We start from the raw sequence: 21,278 nt of genomic DNA on the forward strand, positions 1-21,278 counted from the left end.
GATCAATATAAATTCACGTTCTAAAGAACTGGTAACTAAAATTATAGCGTAAATACAGACATAGTGCATTGGTTTGAACTGATTTACGGCAAATCGAAATTGTTTTGAGTTCTTTTGACCACAAAAAATATTTTATCAAAAATGAAACTCGTTGTATATTGTTTTGTATTTCGTACATGCTTTTCTTAAAGGAGCTGATCAAATGAAACGAAAGATCGCCATCAGCTTAAGCATATTCTGCACGATTTTAGGAGGAGCATTCTTGATTGAACGAAATGATCAAAAAAGGTGGCAGGCCGGGAGTGAATGGCCGCTATTTTCTGAACATCTCCTCCATATGACCTATCCGCAGGCGAAACAGTATCCTTTTCAGCCTCGGGAGTATATACGAATTGTATTAGCTGATGAATGAGGATGTATGGGAGAAAAGATATATAAAAAAAGCATGTCCCTTACGAAAAGGACATGCTCAGCGTGTAGACAAACCCTCGCATTCGTTGTCAGTCCTGCGCTCCGGTGCTCACGAATGTCAAATTCGCTCTGCTCCGGTGCTCGTCCTTCCTAGACTCCAAAGGTTTTCTATCACGCTGAAAAGAAGACAAAGGGCTAAAATAAAGTACATTTTAGCCCTTTGTCAACTATCTGAGCATGTCCCTTATGAAAAGGACATGCTTTTTGTTTCTTTTTTTAAGTAAACATTCTAAGTAAGATTGTTGCGCAAATAACGGTTGCTGCTCCGCCAAGACGTGTAGAGACTTGAGCGAAAGGCATAAGGCCCATTCTTCCAGAAGCTGAAAGAATTGCAACGTCACCAGTACCGCCTAATCCACTGTGACAGCCAGTCACAATTGCAGATTCAACTGGATACATGTTCATGAATTTACCAACAAAGTAACCAGAACCAACCATGCCTAGAACAACAGCAATACATACACATACGAAAGGAATCGAAATAACAGTGGCCACATCATCAAGTGGAATGTATAGAATTCCTAAACCAACCATTAGAGGCCATGTAAAGCTTTTCGATACAAACTTGTAGAACTGCTGTGAGCCGTTTTGCAAATGCTGAGGCATCACGTTTAAGTATTTGATTAATGCAGCAAGAACAATCATTAAGATTGGACCTGGAATATGAACAAAACTTTCTAATAAGCCGCCAAAGATAAAGGTTGTACAAGCAACAAGTACACCTGCACCCATTAAGCTGAAGTCAACTTTAGTATCCATGTCAGGCTGTTCAAAGATTTCATTTGCTTCTTTTGATTTAACAAGTCTTCCGTTCCCGTTTAGTTCAGGACGTTTTTCACCAAGCTTTTTCATTGCGCCAGCACAAATGATGGCAATGACGTTCCCAATGACAGCAGCCGGAATCAATTGAGAAATTAATGACTCTGCTGATACACCAAGAATTTGCGAATAAGCAATTGATAATGGCAATATCCCTTCACCGACACCACCGGCAATAATCGGTACAATGATAAAGAAGAACGAATGATGTGGTGTGTAACCAACTAGAAGACCCACTAGAATTCCAGCAGCTACAGCTGTAATTGTACCTGCAACAAGAGGAACAAACATACGAATAAGGCCTTGTACTAAAACAGTTCGTTGCATCCCAAGAATACTACCTACTACAAGAGCAGATATATAGAAGTATAGGAAGTTCGACGTTTTCATCAGAGACGTAACCGCTTCCAACGAGTTTGGATTCAGAACATGAAAAAAGACCAGGAACGATGGTACGAATAAAGAAAGAATCGCCGGTCCACCAATATCTTTTAAGATTGGAATACGTTGTCCTACATCTCCTAGGAAAATCCCCAAAATCATAATAACAGCGAAACCACCAAGCATATTTGCTGGAATTTTATTAAAATAAGCGGCAGTTAAAATAATCGCTGCAAGTACTATATACACAGGTAGATCAATAACACCAATTTTCCAAGAAAGAATTTTTCGGAAAACGCTTTTATTATTGTCAGAATCGTTTGTAATCGATTTCAATTGTTGTGTATTAGCCACATAAACACCCCAAATGCTATTTGTCTCAATTGTAGAAGATTCTGTGACACTCATCTATTTATTAAACTAAATTAAGTGTAATAAAAGTAAAATAAACGGGGGTTTTGTCGTTTTTATCATACAAAAATCCCCTGAAGATAGTTTGTCCTTCAGGGATTGATCATACATGGTATTTATTTATCGTTTTCCTTTTAAATAAGGGGTACCAAGTGCTTTTGGTGCGTCTGCTCGTCCAATGAAGCCAGTAAGAGCTAGGATCGTCAGCACATATGGTGCAATGAGCATGTACACGTTCGGGATATCTTGAAACAGCGGAAGCAGAGAGCCAATGATGCTTAAGCTTTGTGCAAATCCAAAGAATAAAGCAGCGCCCATAGCGCCAAATGGGTGCCATTTCCCGAAAACAAGGGCGGCTAACGCAATGAAGCCTTGTCCTGTAATGGTGGCGTGTGAGAAATCAAGAGCGATGGTCGATGCATACACAGCTCCGCCAAGACCGCCAAATAGACCACTAATGAAGACGCCGATATAGCGCATTCGGTATACCTTGATTCCCATTGTATCAGCTGCCATTGGATGCTCTCCGACTGCACGAAGTCGTAAGCCAAACGGCATTTTAAATAAAACAAACCAAGCGACAACCGCAAGAACCAATGCGAGAATGGACGTATAATACACATCTTTAAAGAAAATATCACCAATGATCGGAATGTCACTTAAAAGGGGAATATCTCCTTTATAGAAAGGTTCTGTAATTTTATCCGTTTGTGCTTTTCCATAAATCAGTTTGACAACAAAAAGCGTAGCACCAAGGGCAAGCATGTTAATCGCAACACCACTGACCGTTTGATCTGCTCTGAACGTAATCGTGGCCACAGCGTGAATGAGTGAGAACACGCCGCCAATGGCCATACCAACAAGTAGACCGAGCCACGGGGTCAAGGCACCAAACGTATCAGCAAACATTAAGTTAAAGATAATACTAGAAAATGCTCCGACGACCATCAAACCTTCAAGACCGATATTGACGACACCTGATCTTTCTGAAAAGACGCCTCCAAGAGCGGTTAAAATAAGTGGTGCAGCATATACAAGTGTAGCAGGGACGATGATTTCAAGAATTTGCAGAAATCCCACTTATTTTCCCCCCTTTTTCTTCAATTGTTGAATGACAAGACGGATGATATAGCTTGAGGCAACGAAAAGAATAATGATCGCAATCACAATATCAACGACCTCAGTCGGTACGCCAGATTCAAGCGGCATGTTTAAAGCACCGACTTTCAATCCACCAAGCAATAATGCCGCTAAGACGACACCAATAGCTGTGTTTCCGCCTAATAAGGCAACAGCGATTCCGTCAAAACCAACGCCAGTGAAGGCATCTTTTATTGATGCATATTCAAAGGTTCCGAGCCCTTCCATCGCACCTGCAAGACCTGCAAAGGCACCAGAAATGAGCATGGAATATATAATGTTTTTTCTCACATTCATTCCAGCATATTGGGATGCGTGCTGATTCATACCAACAGCACGCAATTCAAACCCTTTAGAGGTTTTTTGGATAATGATCCACATAATAACCGCAGATAGGACAGCTACAATGATTCCGTTATGCATGCTTGAAAAATCAGTGATTTTTTCAAAAAAATCAGAGTGTAATGAGGCAGTGGAATTGATATTATCTGTTTTATCTTTATGATCTGTAAGAACATTTGTAATAATAAAATTAGTCACATGAAGTGCAATGTAATTCATCATAATAGTGACAATCACTTCATGAACATAAAAACGCGCTTTTAAAAACCCAGGAATAAAGCCCCATAATGCACCAGCAGCAGCTGCAGTGATCAGTGCAAGAGGCAGGTGGATATACGCAGGTGCATGGACGGTTGTTCCTATCCATACAGATGCAATCCAGCCAATGAGAAGTTGACCTTCTACTCCGATATTAAAGAGGCCTGTCCGAAAGGCAAAGGCAACAGCAAGTCCTGATAAAATATAAGGTGTGACTTGTCTGATGGTTTCTCCCATATAATACGTTTCACCGAATACGCCATTCCAAAGGGCGCTATAACCTTCGATGACACTATATCCGCTTGCCAGCATAATGATGGCCCCAACGAAAAGACCAAGTACAATGGCGATAAGCGGAATCAGCAGATTTGTTAAGCGATTAGACATTTGCTTCTTTCCCCACTTCCTGTTGCGTACTTCCAGCCATTAACAGACCAAGTTCTTGCTCTGTAGTTTCTTTTGGATCCACAATGGCAATAATGCTGCCTTCGAAAATCACAGCAATCTTATCACTGACATTGATAATTTCATCAAGCTCAAAGGAGATGAGCAGAACGGCTTTGCCTGCATCCCTTTGTTCAATCAGACGTTTATGAACAAATTCAATGGCTCCGACATCAAGTCCGCGTGTCGGCTGTGCGGCAATTAATAAATCAGGATTTCGGTCAACTTCACGGCCAATAATGGCTTTTTGCTGGTTACCCCCTGATAGCGCACGTGCTTCTGTATATTCACTAGGCGTCCGTACGTCGTATTCAGCAATGATTTGTTTTGCTTTTTGATAAATATTTTTCATATTCATCAAGCCAAACTTCGAATATGGACGCTGATAATACGTTTGTAAGGAAATATTTTCTCCAATTGAAAAATCAAGGACCAGTCCGTGCTTATGACGGTCTTGAGGAATGTGTCCGATACCAGATTCTGTGACCTTACGAGGCGGGAGGTTTTGAATGGCTTTCCCGTTTAGCATGATCGTGCCAGATTCGGATTTTTTCAGACCTGTAATGGCTTCAATTAATTCAGATTGACCATTTCCGTCTACACCCGCAATTCCGACAATCTCACCAGCTTTTACTGATAAATTGAGTTGTTTCACGGCTTCAATTCCTCGCGCATCTTTGACAGTGAGATCTTGAATTTGCAAGACTTCTTCAGCAGGGGAGGCTGCTTTTTTGTCTGTTTTAAATGAGACTTCGCGGCCGACCATTAAACTGGCAAGCTCGTCTTTGTTTGTGTGTTCCACATCAAGTGTACGAATACCTTGCCCTTTTCGGATAATGGTCACACGATGACAGGCATCCATAATTTCTTTAAGCTTGTGGGTAATTAAAATAATGGATTTGCCTTCATTGATTAAGTTTTTCATAATTTGTATGAGTTCTTTTATTTCTTGAGGTGTTAAGACGGCTGTTGGTTCGTCGAAGATCAAGATGTCAGCGCCGCGGTATAGTGTTTTTAAGATTTCTGCTCGCTGCTGCATACCGACTGAGATGTCAGATACTTTAGCCGCAGGGTCTATTTTTAGTCCATAACGGTCAGAAAGTTCCTGCACTTGCTGAATGGCTTGTTCTTTGTCAATCTTTCCAAATTTCTTTGGCTCTTTTCCTAAAATGATGTTTTCAGCCACAGTAAATGTATCAACTAGCATAAAATGCTGATGGACCATTCCAATGCCTAAATCACTTGCATCATTTGGACTTGAGATTGTAACCGGTTTTCCGTGTACCTTGATTTCACCTTTTTCAGGCTGATACAGTCCGAAAAGCACGTTCATAAGCGTTGATTTTCCAGCGCCGTTTTCACCAAGCAGCGCATGAATTTCGCCCTTTTTTAGCTGCAGCGTAATGTTATCATTTGCTACAATGCCAGGGAATTCTTTGCGTATATTCAACATTTCAATGACATAATCCACAGGTTTAACCGCTCCTTTTTTAGGGTGCTGATGAAGATAAAAACTAGCAAAAGAAAAGCTGCAAAACAAGGCTGCAGCTTTTCTTTTACCACCTTTTACGAATAAAGAGGAGGTAAAGGAGAGGCAAGGGGATAAGGCGCGCTTATCCCGATGCACAAATTAAGCTTTAAAATCTTTTAGTTCATCACGTGTTGCAGGGATTTTCACTTCACCCTTGATGATTTTTTGTTTCCATTCTTCGACTTTCTTCAATACATTTTTATCAAGATTCTCTTGAGATGGAGAGATGTCAACGCCGCCTTCTTTCAGACCGTACGTGATGACTTCGCCACCAGGGAATTTACCTTCTTTTGCTTTTGTTGTTAAGTCTTGTACAGCTGTGTCTACTTTCTTAATCATAGAAGTAAGAGTGACACTTTGTTTTGTTCCAGGTACTTTACCTTCGTCATACTGGTCTTTATCAACACCAATGACCCAAACATTTCGATTTGGATCTGCCTTTTTTAAATTGGTTGCTTCTGTAAAGACACCCGTTCCAGTACCTCCAGCTGCATGATAAATAATGTCAACGCCAGATTTGTACATACTTTCAGCTGTTGCTTTACCGATGTCTGCTTTATCAAATGCACCAGCATATTTCACTTCAACTTTTGCTTTTGGATTAGCTGCTTCAACGCCTGCACGGAAACCAACTTCGAATTTTCTGATTAATTCAGAATCAACGCCGCCAACAAAACCAATTTTGTTTGATTTTGTAGAAAGAGCCGCTGCAACACCTACAAGGAATGACCCTTCGTTTTCGTTAAATGTAATACTAGCTACGTTCTTCTTATCAACAACTGCATCCACAATTGCAAATTTGGAATCTTTTCGCTGATCAGCTATTTTAGAAATGGCACTCTCCATTTTATAGCCGATACCATAAATCAGGTTAAATTTTTGTCTAACAAGTGTATTTAAATTTGTTGGATAATCTGCATCCGTTTTTGATTGTAAGTAATCAAAGCCGTTTTTACCTTTTGTTAAATTGTTGTCTTTCCCAAATGCTTGTAAACCTTCCCAAGCAGATTGGTTAAACGATTTGTCATCGACACCACCGACATCAGTTACCATTGCAACAGTGAATTGATCTTTATCTTTTTTGTTTTCACCGCTGTTTGAGCCAGAGTTGCCGCATGCTCCAAGGATGGTTCCTGCTGCTACGACTAAGGACAATGCAAGTCCAATTTTGCGCTTCTTCAAAACATAACCCCCTATAAAATTTAAAAGTTTCAGAAAAGTCTCGCGAAAAAAGACCGACTCTTGCCTTCTCCTATCCTTGTGAAAAGGGTATTTTATCCTGCATTCTTTTGAAATTGATGGAAACAGGAGAGAAGATGTAAGACATCAGACTTATATCTCGTTGAACTAATCAATCATAATTTATCATTTCCCATCGAATAAATAAATAGAAATTTGTTTTATTTTTAAAAAAATGTTAAAAGGCTAAATTCGATGTCTTTTTATGTGCTGAAATATGATATAATGCCGCTTTTATGATGTGCTCTACTACAGTGGAACCACTGATATCAAGGGGTTTGTGACATCGTATGCCATAAAAAAACATCTGGCCTTTGTGAAAGGTCAGATGTGTCAAATTAAAGATATTGCTGAATCAAATTCATGTTGCTTGTATTCAGTTTATATTGGAAAACAGGGCGGCCGATTGTCCCGTATGCCATCTCCACATCAACCACTTCGATATCCTCAAGAAATTTCAAATATTTTCTAATCGAAACTTGAGAGATTTCAGTATGATTGGCTAGGTCTTCGGTCGTGAAAGCCTGCTGACCGAATGATTGAATGCTTGTCCAGATGAGTTTGAGTGTGCTCTTCGTCAGGCCTTTTGGCAGCAGGACTTTTTCCGCCTCTGCTTTTTTATGAAAAAGCTTCGCGTCTAAATCATTTTGAGAGATGCTATTCATCGTTTGGTATAGGGCATGTTTTCTTTTATATTCTGCCAGTGCTGATTGGAAGCGTTCAAACTCAAAAGGTTTGATTAAATAGTCGACAGCTCCGTTTCGCATCGTTTGCTGTACGACATCCACTTCATTTGCAGCTGAAATGACGATGACGTCAACGGAATGATTTTGCTTACGAATTTCTGATAATAGGGCGAGCCCATTTTGTCCAGGCATATAAATATCAAGCAATACAAGGTGAATGATTTCTGATTTTAAGATGTCTAGTGCCTTTTGAAATGAGGTGGCAATCCCTTTTAATTCAAATCCTTCTATTTGGGTCAAGTAGCGTTTATTCAGCTCTCCGACCATTGGGTCATCTTCTACGATCAACACATTAATCATGTGAATCCTCCTTTTGTTTATATGGAATACGGAGACTAAAGGTCGTTCCTTCTCCTTTTTCGCTTGTGACGATCATATGTCCGTTCAGTTTTTTGATGCTTTGGTCAACAAAATAAAGGCCAAATCCTCTGTCTTCTCCTTTTGTTGAAAAGCCTTGATCAAACATAATGTCCTGTTCTTCTTTTGTCAGACCGACCCCTGTGTCTGTAATTTCAATATGAAGCTGCTCTTGGACATATCTGAATGAGATGGAGATATTTTTGTTCTCTGTATGGGAAACGGCATCGAGTGCGTTATTTAATAGATTACCGATGACCGTAATAAGGTCATGTGTGACTGCTGGGTCCTCCGAGTTTGGTACCTGTGTACTGCAATTGACTTCTAAAGCTGCGCCTTGTTCTCTGATGTAGCTTTGTTTTCCTAGTAAAAACCCGGCTAAGACTGAGTTTTTCACATGGTTGATGATTTCATTTGTTTCTGTCTGCTGATAAATCGCAATATCTTTAATATAGGTGCCAAGGTCATCATAGTTCTTTAGCTGGACCAATCCTAAAATGACATGGAGCTTGTTCATAAATTCGTGTGACTGGGCACGAAGTGCATTGGCATACATCTTCACCCCGCTCAGCTGCTCAGCCAGATGTTTGACTTCTGTTTTGTCACGGAAGGTTGCGATCGCTCCGACAATTTCCCCTTTTACCGTAATCGGCACCTCATTAAAGACCAGCTCCAGTCCGTTCATTCTGACATCGCGATCAAGCAGCGGTTTCCGTGTTTCGATTACTTGCTTTAAGCCGCTTGAAGGCAGAAGAGCCTGTACATCTTGTTCTCTAGGGTCAACCATAATGCCCATATTATGAAAAAGACGTTTAGCTTCTGCATTTGCCAGCTTGATTTTACCGTGCTGATCAACGGCAAGAATGCCTTCTTTTGTTGATTCTAGCATAGCGCTTCGTTCTTTTAATAATGTGGCAATTTCATCTGGCTCTAGTCCAAACATAATCTTCTTTACTTTACGTGCCACAATGAGTGCGCCGATAATGCCAGATAAAAGGCTTAGCGATGTGACAAAGTAGAGCGGGAGCAGGCTTTGATGAATAATTAAATCAATTTCCTTTAATGTAATCCCAACTGCCACAGCCCCGAGCTGCTTGCCATCTTGGTTATAAACAGGAACAAAGGCACGCATGGACTTGCCAAGTGTTCCAGATGCGGTACTAATATGTTCTTTACCCTGTAATGCCGGTTTTTCATCACCGCCAGCAAACCGCTTCCCAATCTTTTGCGGATTCGGATGTGTTTTGCGGATACCGTTCATATCCATGACGACAACGAATTCGGTTTTGGTAATACGCTGAACACTTGTTGTATATTTTCGCAGTGCTGTATATGATTGATCTTTTTCCAATGATTTTGCTGTGATCGGAGCCTCTGCGACCATTTTGGCAGTGGAGAGGGCGATATCACGTTCCTGCTGATGAATATTTTTGGCTGTTTCTGACCAGATCGTAAAGAATGTGATACAGAGGGAGATCAGGACAACAATACAGACAAAGATCGTCAGCCGTGTTTGCAGTCTTAAAGTTTTTTTCACGAGTATACCCCTAACGCGCAATTTTTTCGTAATAGTAATACTTTAACGGGAAAATGTAAGTTTGTGAAGGAATGTACGTGCAAAATCACAAATTTGATTTAGATTCCAGTTTACTTGGAAAGCATCTTGTCAATCCGTTTTAAGTGAGCCATAATAAAAATGAGCTTATGAGAAAGGATCTATTTATGAAAAATACATATTTGACTGGATATTTTCCGCTGATTTCGATTTTGCTATTCAGCTCTGCCTTTTCTATTTTTACAGTAGGTATCACGACTGACTTCTTGACCCAAGCAGGAATTTTAAAAGGAATGCTGGAATTTTTCTCTGAACAGGGCATTCGTCTTGCTTTATTTGCCGCATTTGCACTTGTTTATTTTATGATTTTATCTGCTTTAAAACTCATTGCAGATACGGTGTTAGAGTTGGCGCTGCTCTTTTTTGCAAAGGACCCTGAAGGGGAGAACTTAAAGAAAATTCGGATTGCATCGGTTGTCTATTTGTTTGCCAGCTTACTTGCATTTCTATTGACGCAGCAGCTTATTCTGCTTGTTGGGCTTTTTGTTTTAGCAAGTCTCGTCTATTTTATCTGGGTTGTGGTACGCATTTATCAATCACTTTCCATGCTGAATTTAATTGGGTTTATGATGTTTAATCTGCTGTTTTGGGCCACGTTTTTGATCGGCATTTTGTACTTATTTATTAAGCTTTATAACAGTGTGATGGCGAGTCTGCCAGCTTAATCAGACGAAAGAAAGCATCCTCCGATGATGGAGGATGCTTTCTTTATGGAAGAAACCGCTTCTGAATATCAGGTGTAGGCATCATACAGGATGTTTTTTGACCAAACCATTTGTAGCGATTCTTTGCAATGAGCTGATAAAACCAGTCACGGATTGGACGAGGGATCGCGAGGAGTAAATAGCTCCATCTGTATATCCCTTTTAAATGCCGCGCGGCTTTTAAGATGCCTGTTGACTTCATATAAAGGGTCCCATTTTCAATATAAATGAATGAATTGAACTCATCTAAAGGCAAGCCGTTTTCTTTTAAAATACGCTGCCCTGTATCTGATTGTAAAGAAGCAAACATCATCCGCTCATTCGGGTCGCGCTTGATGATAAACTGAACAGCACCACTGCACACGTTGCAGACACCGTCAAATAAAATGAAGTGAGAGGGTTGTGTTGAATGCATCGCAATCAAACCTCCTGTTTATCTAGCGTATTGCATAGTTTGTTTCCAAATATGTAAGTGCGGACTTGAACTATAAATCGATTCAACGGTTCCTCTATCTCTTCCTACCCATACACCCATTGTGTATTGATCTGTCAGGCCAACAAACCAAATGTCTTTGTAGTCATTGGATGTGCCTGTTTTTCCCCCAATGTAAGGAGAATTGAAATTCGCCTTTTTCCCTGTTCCACTTTTCACAACAGAGGCAAGCAGCTTGCGCATTGTTTCATTTGTACGCTGAGAATAGATTTGCTTCGGCGACTCTTTCCACTTGTAAAGGGTTTTGCCGTTTAAGTCTGTGACCTTTGTAATGGAGTGATTTCGCGTATAGGCACCTTGATTGCCAAACACGGTATATGCATCGGTTATTTCTAGCGGCGAGAAGCCTTTTGTAAATCCTCCAAGTGCAGAAGGGAGACGGTAATCATCTGCGACAATATGTTCGAATGAAAACTTTTCTAAATAGCTGAAGCCTTTTTTGACACCGACTGTATCAAGCATACGAATCGCTGGTGTATTGTAAGAGTTCTTAAAGGCTGTTTCAAGTGTTACAGTTCCATACGTTTTATGATTATAGTTTTGCGGGCAATATCCGCTACTGCAAAACTTGCCGGCACTGATTTTGCTTGATGCCGTGGCACCGGTTTGATCAATATAAGGGCCATAATCTAACAGCGGCTTAATGGCGGAACCTGGTTGTCTTTGCGCTTGATAGGCGTAGTTGAAATCAAATTTTTTATAATTCTTCCCGCCAGCAAGTGCGACGATTTGATGGGTTTGGTGGTTAATGACTGCTGAACCGCCTTCCACACCTTGATAAGGCAATTGTGCATTGAGCTGATAAACCGCTCTTTGTTGTAAGGAAGGGTCTAGTGCTGTATAAATCTTCACACCATCTTGAAGCAATGCACTGACCTTTTCTGATAATTCTTTTTGAATTGCCTTTTTTGCGCCAGCTGTTTTGGCTTTTTTCAATCGTTTTGTAAAGCCTTCCTGATCAGACACCAGATCGGTAAATTCTTCATTGGCGTATGTCACATAGTCAGGGTAAAGATTTTTCTTTTCACTTAAGGACAAGCTGATTTTTTCTTTCACTGCTTTTTTGTATTGCTTCTTAGTAATGACACCATCTTTTTCTAAAATACCAAGCAGCCGTTCCTGGCGTTTCTTTGTATGTTTGAATTGTTTCAATGGGTCATACAGCGTAGGGTTGTTAGGAATCGCAGAAATAAATGCCATCTGTGCAAGCGTCAAAGAACTAAGCGGCTTATCAAAATAGTAATTAGCCGCAGAACCGACACCGTAAACCCCGTTACTGAAATAAATCGTATTTAAATAGCTTTCGAGAATTTCCTCTTTTGTAAATTTTCGCTCGAGCTCATAGGAATAGAGCAGTTCTGTAAACTTTCGGCTGAATGAACGTTCATGACTTAAATATAAATTACGGGATAACTGTTGTGTGATGGTGCTAGCGCCTTGGCTAATGCCATGGTTTTTCACATTTGCGGCAAGGGCACGAATCACGCCCATAAAGTCAATGCCTTTATGGTCATAAAAGTTGCGGTCCTCTGATCGGAGGAACAGCTCCTTGACGGAATCAGGAATTTTATCGTACTTCACGAAAACACGGTTCTCATCGTTTGATACGATCTCAGAGATAAGAGAACCATCTCGATCATACATATAACTGTTTTGGGAAAAGTCTACCTTTTCCAGCTTGATTTTTTGATCAAGCACTTCGTTAACAGGTTTTACACTTGCGGCTTCTTCCTTTGATAGATAAAAAGTCAGAACAAATAATGGGATGAGGGCAGCAAGTAATAACCAACCAATGATTGCACGAAACATGAGGTCACTCACTTTCTTCGGATTTCTAGCCATATCGTACCATTCTTTTGCGATTACGAGAAGGTTATTTTTAGAAAAGAATAGACGTGAAGTCTAGTAAACAAGGCATTTAGACAGAAGAAAAGAGTATCTGATAATGGATCATACACTCCTCTCTTTTGTCTTTGATTGTGAGCGGACCGCCCATAAAAATAATGCCCCGAAAAGGAAAATGCCGGCGGTAACATAAAAGACAGCTGGAATTCCGTAATGACTCGCCACAATGCCGCCTATAACGGGTCCGACGACATTTCCAAGAAAGCGGAAGCTGACATTGTAACCAAGCACTTCCCCTTGCATAGAGGCAGGCGCTTTGATGCGAATATAGGCCGTCGTACAAGGAATGATGCCGCCTAGTGCCATCCCGTATAAGAAACGGAAGATCACTAACATCCCGTAGGAATCTGCCATCGCTTGCGGGATGAATAAAATGGAGGAGAGGATGAGAAGGGCAAGCAGCACCTTATCGTGACCAATACGATCTCCAAGGTCTCCCCATTTCCGTGTAAACAGCAAATTGCCAAGCCCTGTTGCAGAAAACGCCAGCCCTGCATAAAAGGCAAGATTGACTGGGCCGTGTAAATCATGAATGTACAAGGCTAAAAGCGGCTGAATACTAAAGTTCCCGACTTGCGTAATAAATGTGAGAAGCATGGTGACGACAAGCAAAGGCTGTTTGAAAATATGGACAAGGACGTCCTTCCGTGAGTAAGAAACCCGTTTTGCTTCTTTTGAACGGATCGGCTGTTCTTGCACACCGAAGATAATGACAATCGCTGACACATATATGACAGCAGCTGTTAAGAAAAATGTATAAATGAATCCGACACTGTCTGCCATAAATCCACCCATTAATGGACCGAATAACCCTCCGGCGACATTACTCATCTGCATCGTACCAAGGGTCTTACCGGCTGTTGCCTTTTCGGTCTGTGCAGAAATCAGTGCCATCGAAGTCGAAATAAAGCCTGTCACAAGCCCCATGAAAAGCCTTAACGCAAATAGTTGATAAACGGTTTGAACAAGCCCCATTAATAAAATGCTTGTTGCAATCCCAATGCCGTTAATGAGCAAAATCTTTTTATAGCCATGCCGGTCACCAATCCGTCCCCAAATTGGAGAAATGAGAAAGGCTGTTAAAAACGTAACCCCAAAGACATAGCCGCTCCATCTTTGAACAAATTCATTCGAATAACTGCTATCAAGAGACTCTATGTAAAGTGATAAAAAAGGGACGATCATTGTAATGCTGGCAGATACAAAAAAGTTCACAAACCACATGATGTACAAGTTTTTCTTCCTGTTTGTGATAAAGACCACCTTCTTTATTTATTTCGTGTTCCTTAATAATTATAAAGGAAAATAAACGATCTTTCATCTGATGAATAGGTTGGGCATAGTGAATCTGCATTATTTTCACGAAAATGAAGTGATTTCAAAGTCCGTCTTAATATAATAGTAGCAGGATGGAAAACAGACGAGAAAGTGGGGTGAGACTGATGGAACAGAAGACGCTGCTTGTGGTCGATTTTGAATTTACGATGCCTGATGGGAAATATCATCCGCAAAATTTTTTCCCGGAAATCATTGAGGCCGGTGTCGTTAAAGCATCAAATGAAACGATCATAGACACATTCTCAAGCTATGTCAAACCGAAAAAGTTCCCGAAGCTGACAAAGCGCTGTAAATCGTTCCTTGGCATTACGCAGCAGGATGTAGAAAGCGGGATTTCTTTTGAGGCGTTTATCGAGAAGCTCGTGTCACTCGATGGGGGAGAAGACTGTGAGATTATCACATGGGGAAATATGGACATGAAGGTACTGAAGCAAAACTGTATGCTCAATCATATTGGTTTTCCTTTTAAGGGGAATCAAAGGGATCTGGCTTTTGAATATAAAACCTTTTTTGGGGATAGAACACTCACAGGACTTCGGAAAGCAGCTAAGGAGTACGGCAGTGAAGGAGCTGGTAAGCATCATAAAGCACTCGATGATGCCATGACCACTTATCAGCTGTTCACCCTTTTTGAAAAAGATCGATCCTATGTGGAAAATCCGCAAACAACCAAAATTGGTGAACTCATTGACTTCTCTCACTTTTTTGATTCGGCAGATTAGCGGGCGTCTTCTGGAAAATAATCTTTTTCAAGAGAAGAGAGGCACGCTCTTGATTTTTCAGCCCACTTGGAATCATCCGCACTGAGCCCTTTTTTCAATTTGTCTACGGCGTCTTTCATTGATACTTGATAATCAGGTATGTCGCCATCATAAGGCTTGACCATATGATGAGGGATGTTCGTCTGTTCCCTAAAGGCCAAAGCCCGTCTTTCCTGAAAAAAAGGTACGTCCGCTTCTTTTGGATGATGCAGGTCACCTTGAGTGGGGTGTGTTAAAACCGCTTTTACTTGAACGAGATAAGTAGATGGTTTAATGTCTGTCACTTCCCCAATGTAAACACCTGTTTTGTAAAAACCTTTCACGATTTGTCCAATCTGAATGTCTGTCATATGAAATTCCTCCATTTCCTTCGCATAAGAAGGTATTTCCTTTCTTTTAGCCAATATAGTGAAGTAAACGAGCAAAAGGGGGAAGAGCGGAACATGTCGTTCATCATATTCTTTCTACTGTATTTTCCTGAAGATAAAAGGGAGTATATCCCTGCGGCAATCACGACGGTGCTTTTCTTTGCTGCTGCATTTATTTGCTTTCGTCTGATCGTTCGTGCTTCTAAGAAGCAGGAGCAGATCGATGAAAAAAGGACAAAAAAAATGGATTGATCATTTTCTTCTTGTATCTTCAGGAAACTTCACGGTGACTGTTGTACCAGACTGCAATGAGCTTTTGAAACGAATCGTTCCATGATGATTTTCAATGATGGAAAATGTCACTGTCAACCCAAGCCCTGTTCCTTTATTTTTCAATGTGTAATAGGGTTCACCAAGCTTTTTCATTTGGCTTTCTGACATGCCTACACCGTTATCAACGAAATAAAGGCAGATTCGATGATTTTCTTTTGAAGCAAACAGTTCGATTTTACCTTCGTGTTCGGGCGCTGCTTCGATTGCATTTTTGATTAAATTAATCATGACTTGTTTGATTTTCGTTTCATCCCCTTGGATGTATAAGTCTGGTTCTATCGATTGATGAATCGTGACCGACTTAAAATTCGCATAGGATGTCATCAGCGATGCACACTCTTCAAGTAATTTAGATAAATTGAGAGATTCAATTTGATAATAATTTTGTTTCGCAATATCAAGATAGCTCGTAATAATATCCTGCGCACGGTCAAGTTCAGATAAAACGAGATTTTTATAATCTTTATTGGTTGACGGCTCTTTCGTATTGTCACTTGAAAAGAGCAGTTGGATAAATCCTCTCACCACCGTCAGTGGATTGCGGACTTCATGGGCGACACTTGCTGCAAGTTCACTCACAATCGTCAGTTTCTCTGATTGGACAAGCTGTGTTCTCATTTGCGCATTCTCTTTCACAAACTCAATGGAATAAATACTCAGCACAAGGAAGAATATGTAGTAAAGAGTTGAGAAAAATAATTCGAGCAGCTTTTGTTGCATAATGAATGCAGGGCTGTACTCAATTAAGCTGACCACAAGCAGTCCAATGTAAATAAACATCCCTTTTGATAACGCAATCAGGACTCCGTATAACAGCTTTCTCTGCTTAGAATATTGGCGCCATTTCCGGTAAAGCAGGAAAGGGATGAAAAAGTAAATCGGTACAACAATCAATCCAACCCATAAAAAAGAGCCATACATCACGAACTTTACGGTTGAACTAATCAAGATAGCGACGATTCCGGCGGTATATCCCCGTATAAAATAGCCAGTACAAGGGGAATCGATTGAAGCCCAGTCTGCAAATCTAAAATCGAACCAACTGGATACATAATACATAGTGCTGATGAAATGGATGCAAATATGGTGATGAGCAGTTTATTCGTTTTAGGGAAATGAGCAGGGGTCCGGCTTAGCCATAGTGCATGATATAAAAAGATTGGAAATAGAATAAAAGATACATGGAGCAGAAAATCCTTGAACATTTCCATTTAAATGCTCTCCTCGTAAATAATTGTAATTCCTCTCATTATATCATTTCATGTACAAAGTAGATATGATAATAGGAGGGTTTTTTTCTTTAAAAAGAACACCCGTTAGGATGTTCTTTTGATAGAAATGGTTTTATTCGGATGATTGAGTGAATGCTTGATGAAGGCGCTTCAGACCTTCTTTCACTGTTCCGGCAGGACAGCCTAGATTCATTCGAATAAAGCCGTCTCCTTCGTGCCCATATACGTTTCCGAGCTCTAGTATGACCTTGCCCTTTTTCAGCAGATTACGTTTCAATTCTGCTTGAGTGAGCTCATAATTACGAATATCCATCCACAATAGATAAGAAGCATCTGGTTTCATATAACGCATGATCGGCAGATATTCATCAATATAATCCATTGCGATCTTCATATTATTTTCGAGATAAAGAACAAGTGAATCAAGCCACTCATCTCCGTGGCGATAGGCCGCCTCCATGGCAGGAATCGCAAAGGCATTCAGTTTAGACAATCCATTTCTTTGCAATTCATTGGTGAAAAGGGTTCTTTTTTCTTCATCAGAAATGATAATGGCAGATGCCTGAAGACCAGCTAAATTAAATGTTTTACTCGGTGCAATACACGTTACCGTGATGTTAGCTATCTCATCAGAAAGGCTGGCAAAAGGCACATGCGGCTGTCCGTAAAGCATCAGATCGGAATGAATTTCATCTGACACGACGGTGACACCGTACTGTACACATAGATCTCCTACACGCTTTAATTCCTCTTTTGACCAAGCTCTCCCTGAAGGATTATGCGGATGACAAAGAAACATCAGCTTTGCTTCTGGTCTGCTTAATTTTTTCTCTAAATCATCAAAATCCATCATGTAACGGTTGTTTTCTATTTTTAAAGGATTGGTTGAGACGATACGTCCATTTCTTTCAATCATTTGGTAGAAGGGCGTATACACCGGTGACTGAATGACCACTTCATCATTCGGAGCTGTAAAGGCTTGTACCGCAAAACTAAGTGCTGTCACGATACCTGGTGTGAAGGTGACGGCATCTGTTTGTATCGTCCAACTGTGTCTTCTTTTGAGCCAGTCAGCTACTGCTTGCTGCGTTTCCTGATCCTGAAATGCATAGCCGAATACACCGTGATCTAATCGTTCTTTTAAAGCATCAAGCACGACTTGGGGCGCTTTAAAATCCATATCTGCGACCCACATTGGCAGCGCATCTGTTGTCAGGAACAAAGACTCTGCTTGATCCCATTTGACTGATTTTGAACCTTTACGTATGATCTGTTCGTCGAAATTCATGAAACCCACCTCTAGCCGTTTTTCAACCACTCTTGGTTGTGCTAAAATAAACATCACAAAATTTATTATAAGCGGTGATCCCCATGAAAGATAGTCAAGTTGTGGAAGAGATGATTCAAATCATTAAGGCATGGGACCCTTTTCAGTATGGAGAGGACTTTTACGAAACGGAGCCTGCTGACGTCATCAGTGCCTTATACGACGCAGAAGACCCGTTATCTTTCGCGAAAGACATTCAAGCCATTTACCATCACTCATTTGATCAGCTTCTTCCGATGGAAAGCTGCCAGCATATCGCAAATCAGCTTTTTGTCATAAGAGAAGGTAACTCCTGCTCGCTTTAAGACAGGCTGAAATGACCAATTTGATCAGACACAAAGACCGGATTTTCCTCAGGGATGAGGTGCCCGGTTTTTTTTAATGCGTGCAAGGTTGAATGCGGTAGATCCTTGTGCAGTCTTTCGCCAATTTGAATAGGAACGATCCGGTCTTCCTCCCCCAAATCAGCAGGACAGGTGTCTCCATTTTCTTTAAGACATCTGACGCTAAATCGCCTTCCCTGTGCCGAATCAAACGAAAAATACCTCTGAAAATTTGGTCATCTGAAAAAGGCTTTAAATATCCGTCCACCATCTCTTGATCAATAATCGAATGATCATGCACAACAGCGGTTAAATTCTTCATAATACCTTGCTTGAACAACTTTCTTTTTAAATAAAGATAAAAATAAGGAATATATGTGCTGTAAACAAGCGACTTTTTGGACTTATTCATATACCCTGAGCTGCACAAAAGAACAGCTTTTTCAAATAGGTCGGGACGCTCAGATGCAGCATATAAAGCAATTTGTCCCCCCATGGAATGCCCCACGAGGATCGCATGCTGAATCTGCAAATAACCAGCTAGTTCAATAATGATTTTTGCCATGTTGCGATAGCTGTAAATGAACGTATTCGATTTTTCGGACTGCCCGAATGGAGGCAGATCAATCGCAATTAAATTGAAGTCTTGTTTCAGAAGCGGGATGAGCTTTCGATAGCTGAAGGTAGATGAGAAGAGGCCGTGAATCAAAATCAATGTCTTCTTACCTTCATTTGGATAGTGTTCGTAATAGATATCTAAACCGAATTTACTTTTCATATAGGATGGCTGTACAATGTCCACACTCATCAACTCCGATATTTGATACTCACTCTCTGTTAGGTGACTGTATTGTACCCTAAAAAGTGGATTTTAAGCTACGATTAGAATCTTTTCCCTGCTTAGCATAATGGGAAAAACGTGCTATAATGTTCAGAAGATTTTTTAAAACTAGCTTTTTACAATCAGAGGTGTGAAATCAATGAAACTAACCGAAAAAGAAACTGAAATATTAGAGATTTTAGATGAAAACAGCCGCGCCGATTTAAATACAATTGCAAAAATGGCAGGTGTGACATCAGAAGAAGCAGAAGCCATTATTCAAAAGCTCGAAGATCAAAAAGTCATTATTGATTATTCGACCATGATTGACTGGCGAAAAGTAGACGGACACGAAGGCGTTACAGCGATGATTGATGTGAAAGTGACCCCAAAAAGAGGCGTCGGTTTTGATGAAATTGCTGAACGCATTTACAGGTTCCAAGAAGTGGAGTCCGTGTATTTAATGTCAGGCGTGTATGATTTATCTGTTGTGATCAGAGGAAGATCCATGTCTGATATCGCCCGCTTCGTATCTGAAAAATTATCGACACTTGATTCTGTTGTTTCAACCACTACCCACTTTATTTTGAAAAGATATAAGCATGATGGGAAAGTCTTTGAAACAGGGGACGATGACAAAAGAATCGTGGTGTCTCCTTAAATGAAAAAATCTTATTTATCTGAAACGGTACAAAGTATTCAGCCGTCAGGTATTCGGAAATTCTTTGATTTGGCAGCCACAATGGAAGGGTTATCTCCCTCGGGGTCGGCGAACCGGATTTCGTGACAGCTTGGAATGTGAGAGAAGCCAGTATTATGTCTTTAGAACAAGGACTGACCTCTTATACAGCAAATGCTGGGCTGCTCTCTTTGCGAAAAGAATTGAGCCATTATCTATATAAGCGGTTTCACATTGAGTACAGTCCTGAAGAAGAACTCATTATTACGGTTGGTGGTAGCCAGGCGCTTGATTTGGCCTTTCGCGCCATTTTAAACAGCGGGGACGAAGTGATCATCCCAGAGCCTTGTTTCGTCGCATATGGGGCTCTTACGACACTTGCGGGCGGTGTACCGGTTTATTTAAGTACATCGGCTGAAAAAGATTTTAAAGCCGATTCTGCTGATCTTCGTACGAAGCTGACGCCGAAAACAAAAGCCATCTTGCTATGCTCTCCATCAAACCCAACAGGGTCTGTTTACTCGAAAGAAGAGCTTGAAGATATTGCTCAGTTTGCAAAGGAGCATGATCTTTTAATCATTACAGATGAGATTTATGCAGAGCTGACGTACGATGAAGCTTTTACGAGCGTAGCGGCGATTCAAGATATGAAGGAAAGAACGATTTTGATTTCAGGCTTTTCCAAAGGGTTTGCTATGACGGGGTGGCGCTTAGGCTATGTGGCAGCACCGCCAGTCCTCCGTGATGCCATGCTGAAAATACATCAATATTCTATGATGTGTGCACCAGCTATGGCACAATATGCCGCAGAAGAAGCATTAAAAAATGGACTTGAAGATGTGGAGAAAATGAAGAAAAGCTACAGAAGGCGCCGTAATTTGTTTGTCGGCTCTCTCAATGAACTTGGACTCACTTGCCACCAGCCAAACGGAGCGTTTTACGCTTTCCCGTCCATTAAAAGCACAGGCATGACTTCAGAACAATTTGCCGAGGAGCTGCTGCTTAGCGAGAAAGTAGCGGTTGTCCCTGGAAATGTATTCGGTCCAAGTGGTGAAGGACATATTCGCTGTTCATATGCATCATCACTCGATCACTTGCAGGAATCACTTTCAAGAATCCAGCGTTTTTTGCAGAATAGACAAGTGCAAGAAGAGGCACCTGCTATCTTAAAATAAAAAAAGGCATCAATCCATCTGGACTCATGCCTCTCAAATTAGGGGGAATACTAGAAAGCATTCTTG

Annotated in this window: 18 protein-coding genes and 3 pseudogenes; 7 read left to right on the top strand and 14 right to left on the bottom strand. The window is 40.8% G+C overall.

Annotated elements, in window-relative coordinates; translation table 11 throughout:
* Positions 1-202: 202 nt before the first annotated feature.
* Entirely contained in the window at positions 203-412 is a 210-nt protein-coding gene (locus KFQ09_RS14115) for a hypothetical protein (RefSeq protein WP_017358947.1), read from the top strand.
* A gap of 275 nt (positions 413-687) precedes the next feature.
* On the opposite strand, the gene KFQ09_RS14120 is transcribed toward KFQ09_RS14115, so the two are convergent.
* The 7 genes from KFQ09_RS14120 to malK form a co-directional block, all read right to left on the bottom strand.
* Positions 688-2,025, bottom strand: coding sequence for a 2-hydroxycarboxylate transporter family protein (locus KFQ09_RS14120; protein WP_017367956.1), 1,338 nt, complete (start codon positions 2,023-2,025; stop codon positions 688-690).
* Between the two features lie 177 nt (positions 2,026-2,202).
* Positions 2,203-3,162: an ABC transporter permease gene (locus KFQ09_RS14125; RefSeq protein ID WP_008345835.1), complete on the bottom strand. Its 960-nt coding sequence runs from the start codon at positions 3,160-3,162 to the stop codon at positions 2,203-2,205.
* Positions 3,163-4,209: an ABC transporter permease gene (locus KFQ09_RS14130; RefSeq protein WP_025207902.1), complete on the bottom strand. Its 1,047-nt coding sequence runs from the start codon at positions 4,207-4,209 to the stop codon at positions 3,163-3,165.
* Positions 4,202-5,737, bottom strand: coding sequence for an ABC transporter ATP-binding protein (locus KFQ09_RS14135; protein ID WP_058213661.1), 1,536 nt, complete (start codon positions 5,735-5,737; stop codon positions 4,202-4,204). Before KFQ09_RS14135 ends, KFQ09_RS14130 begins: the two co-directional genes overlap by 8 nt.
* Positions 5,738-5,896: 159 nt before the next feature.
* Positions 5,897-6,979: a BMP family lipoprotein gene (locus KFQ09_RS14140; protein WP_255835774.1), complete on the bottom strand. Its 1,083-nt coding sequence runs from the start codon at positions 6,977-6,979 to the stop codon at positions 5,897-5,899.
* A 395-nt stretch (positions 6,980-7,374) separates the two neighbouring features.
* Positions 7,375-8,082: a response regulator gene (locus tag KFQ09_RS14145; RefSeq protein WP_041091824.1), complete on the bottom strand. Its 708-nt coding sequence runs from the start codon at positions 8,080-8,082 to the stop codon at positions 7,375-7,377.
* Positions 8,075-9,676, bottom strand: coding sequence for a malate sensor histidine kinase MalK (gene malK, locus KFQ09_RS14150; RefSeq protein ID WP_017367953.1), 1,602 nt, complete (start codon positions 9,674-9,676; stop codon positions 8,075-8,077). Before malK ends, KFQ09_RS14145 begins: the two co-directional genes overlap by 8 nt.
* 185 nt (positions 9,677-9,861) lie before the next feature.
* Here malK and KFQ09_RS14155 point away from each other — a divergent pair, with 185 nt between their 5' ends.
* Positions 9,862-10,419, top strand: coding sequence for a YufK family protein (locus KFQ09_RS14155; protein ID WP_017367952.1), 558 nt, complete (start codon positions 9,862-9,864; stop codon positions 10,417-10,419).
* A gap of 43 nt (positions 10,420-10,462) precedes the next feature.
* Here the strand turns inward: KFQ09_RS14155 and KFQ09_RS14160 are convergent, their stop codons facing one another.
* The 3 genes from KFQ09_RS14160 to KFQ09_RS14170 all read right to left on the bottom strand — a co-directional run bounded on the left by KFQ09_RS14160 (position 10,463) and on the right by KFQ09_RS14170 (position 14,080).
* Complete coding sequence (locus KFQ09_RS14160) at positions 10,463-10,873, bottom strand: thiol-disulfide oxidoreductase DCC family protein (RefSeq protein ID WP_017358953.1); 411 nt, start codon at positions 10,871-10,873, stop codon at positions 10,463-10,465.
* A gap of 18 nt (positions 10,874-10,891) precedes the next feature.
* Positions 10,892-12,793 carry a transglycosylase domain-containing protein gene (locus KFQ09_RS14165; RefSeq protein WP_255835775.1) on the bottom strand — a complete coding sequence of 634 codons (1,902 nt, stop codon included), beginning with the start codon at positions 12,791-12,793 and terminating at the stop codon, positions 10,892-10,894.
* Between the two features lie 108 nt (positions 12,794-12,901).
* On the bottom strand, positions 12,902-14,080 hold the full coding sequence (locus KFQ09_RS14170; protein WP_272936804.1) for an MFS transporter: 1,179 nt from the start codon (positions 14,078-14,080) through the stop codon (positions 12,902-12,904).
* 218 nt (positions 14,081-14,298) lie between these two features.
* Between KFQ09_RS14170 and kapD the strand changes: the two genes are divergently transcribed.
* Positions 14,299-14,916, top strand: a complete 618-nt coding sequence (kapD, locus tag KFQ09_RS14175; RefSeq protein ID WP_008345814.1) for a 3'-5' exonuclease KapD — start codon at positions 14,299-14,301, stop codon at positions 14,914-14,916.
* Here kapD and KFQ09_RS14180 read toward each other — a convergent pair.
* Positions 14,913-15,305, bottom strand: coding sequence for a kinase-associated lipoprotein KapB (locus KFQ09_RS14180; RefSeq protein ID WP_056702618.1), 393 nt, complete (start codon positions 15,303-15,305; stop codon positions 14,913-14,915). The genes kapD and KFQ09_RS14180 overlap by 4 nt on opposite strands.
* Before the next feature lie 93 nt (positions 15,306-15,398).
* On the opposite strand from KFQ09_RS14180, the gene KFQ09_RS14185 reads away from it, so the two are divergent.
* On the top strand, positions 15,399-15,575 hold the full coding sequence (locus KFQ09_RS14185; RefSeq protein WP_008345810.1) for a hypothetical protein: 177 nt from the start codon (positions 15,399-15,401) through the stop codon (positions 15,573-15,575).
* Here KFQ09_RS14185 and KFQ09_RS14190 read toward each other — a convergent pair.
* Together KFQ09_RS14190 and KFQ09_RS14195 are read right to left on the bottom strand one after the other, a co-directional pair.
* A pseudogene (locus KFQ09_RS14190) lies at positions 15,576-16,867 on the bottom strand (ATP-binding protein). It abuts the gene before it with no gap.
* 133 nt (positions 16,868-17,000) lie between these two features.
* On the bottom strand, positions 17,001-18,176 hold the full coding sequence (locus KFQ09_RS14195; protein WP_255835776.1) for a MalY/PatB family protein: 1,176 nt from the start codon (positions 18,174-18,176) through the stop codon (positions 17,001-17,003).
* Positions 18,177-18,259: 83 nt separating this feature from the next.
* On the opposite strand from KFQ09_RS14195, the gene KFQ09_RS14200 reads away from it, so the two are divergent.
* On the top strand, positions 18,260-18,520 hold the full coding sequence (locus KFQ09_RS14200) for a YugE family protein (protein ID WP_017358959.1): 261 nt from the start codon (positions 18,260-18,262) through the stop codon (positions 18,518-18,520).
* Here the strand turns inward: KFQ09_RS14200 and KFQ09_RS14205 are convergent.
* Positions 18,517-19,340, bottom strand: a pseudogene (locus KFQ09_RS14205) (alpha/beta fold hydrolase). The gene KFQ09_RS14200 and the pseudogene KFQ09_RS14205 overlap by 4 nt on opposite strands.
* Before the next feature lie 178 nt (positions 19,341-19,518).
* On the opposite strand from KFQ09_RS14205, the gene KFQ09_RS14210 reads away from it, so the two are divergent.
* Positions 19,519-20,019: an Lrp/AsnC family transcriptional regulator gene (locus KFQ09_RS14210; RefSeq protein WP_007500517.1), complete on the top strand. Its 501-nt coding sequence runs from the start codon at positions 19,519-19,521 to the stop codon at positions 20,017-20,019.
* Positions 20,020-21,212, top strand: a pseudogene (locus KFQ09_RS14215) (aminotransferase).
* The last annotated feature ends 66 nt before the right edge of the window (positions 21,213-21,278 follow it).

The organism is Bacillus sp. FS02 (assembly GCF_024398395.1).
GTDB classification, from domain to species: Bacteria; Bacillota; Bacilli; order Bacillales; family Bacillaceae; genus Bacillus; species Bacillus altitudinis.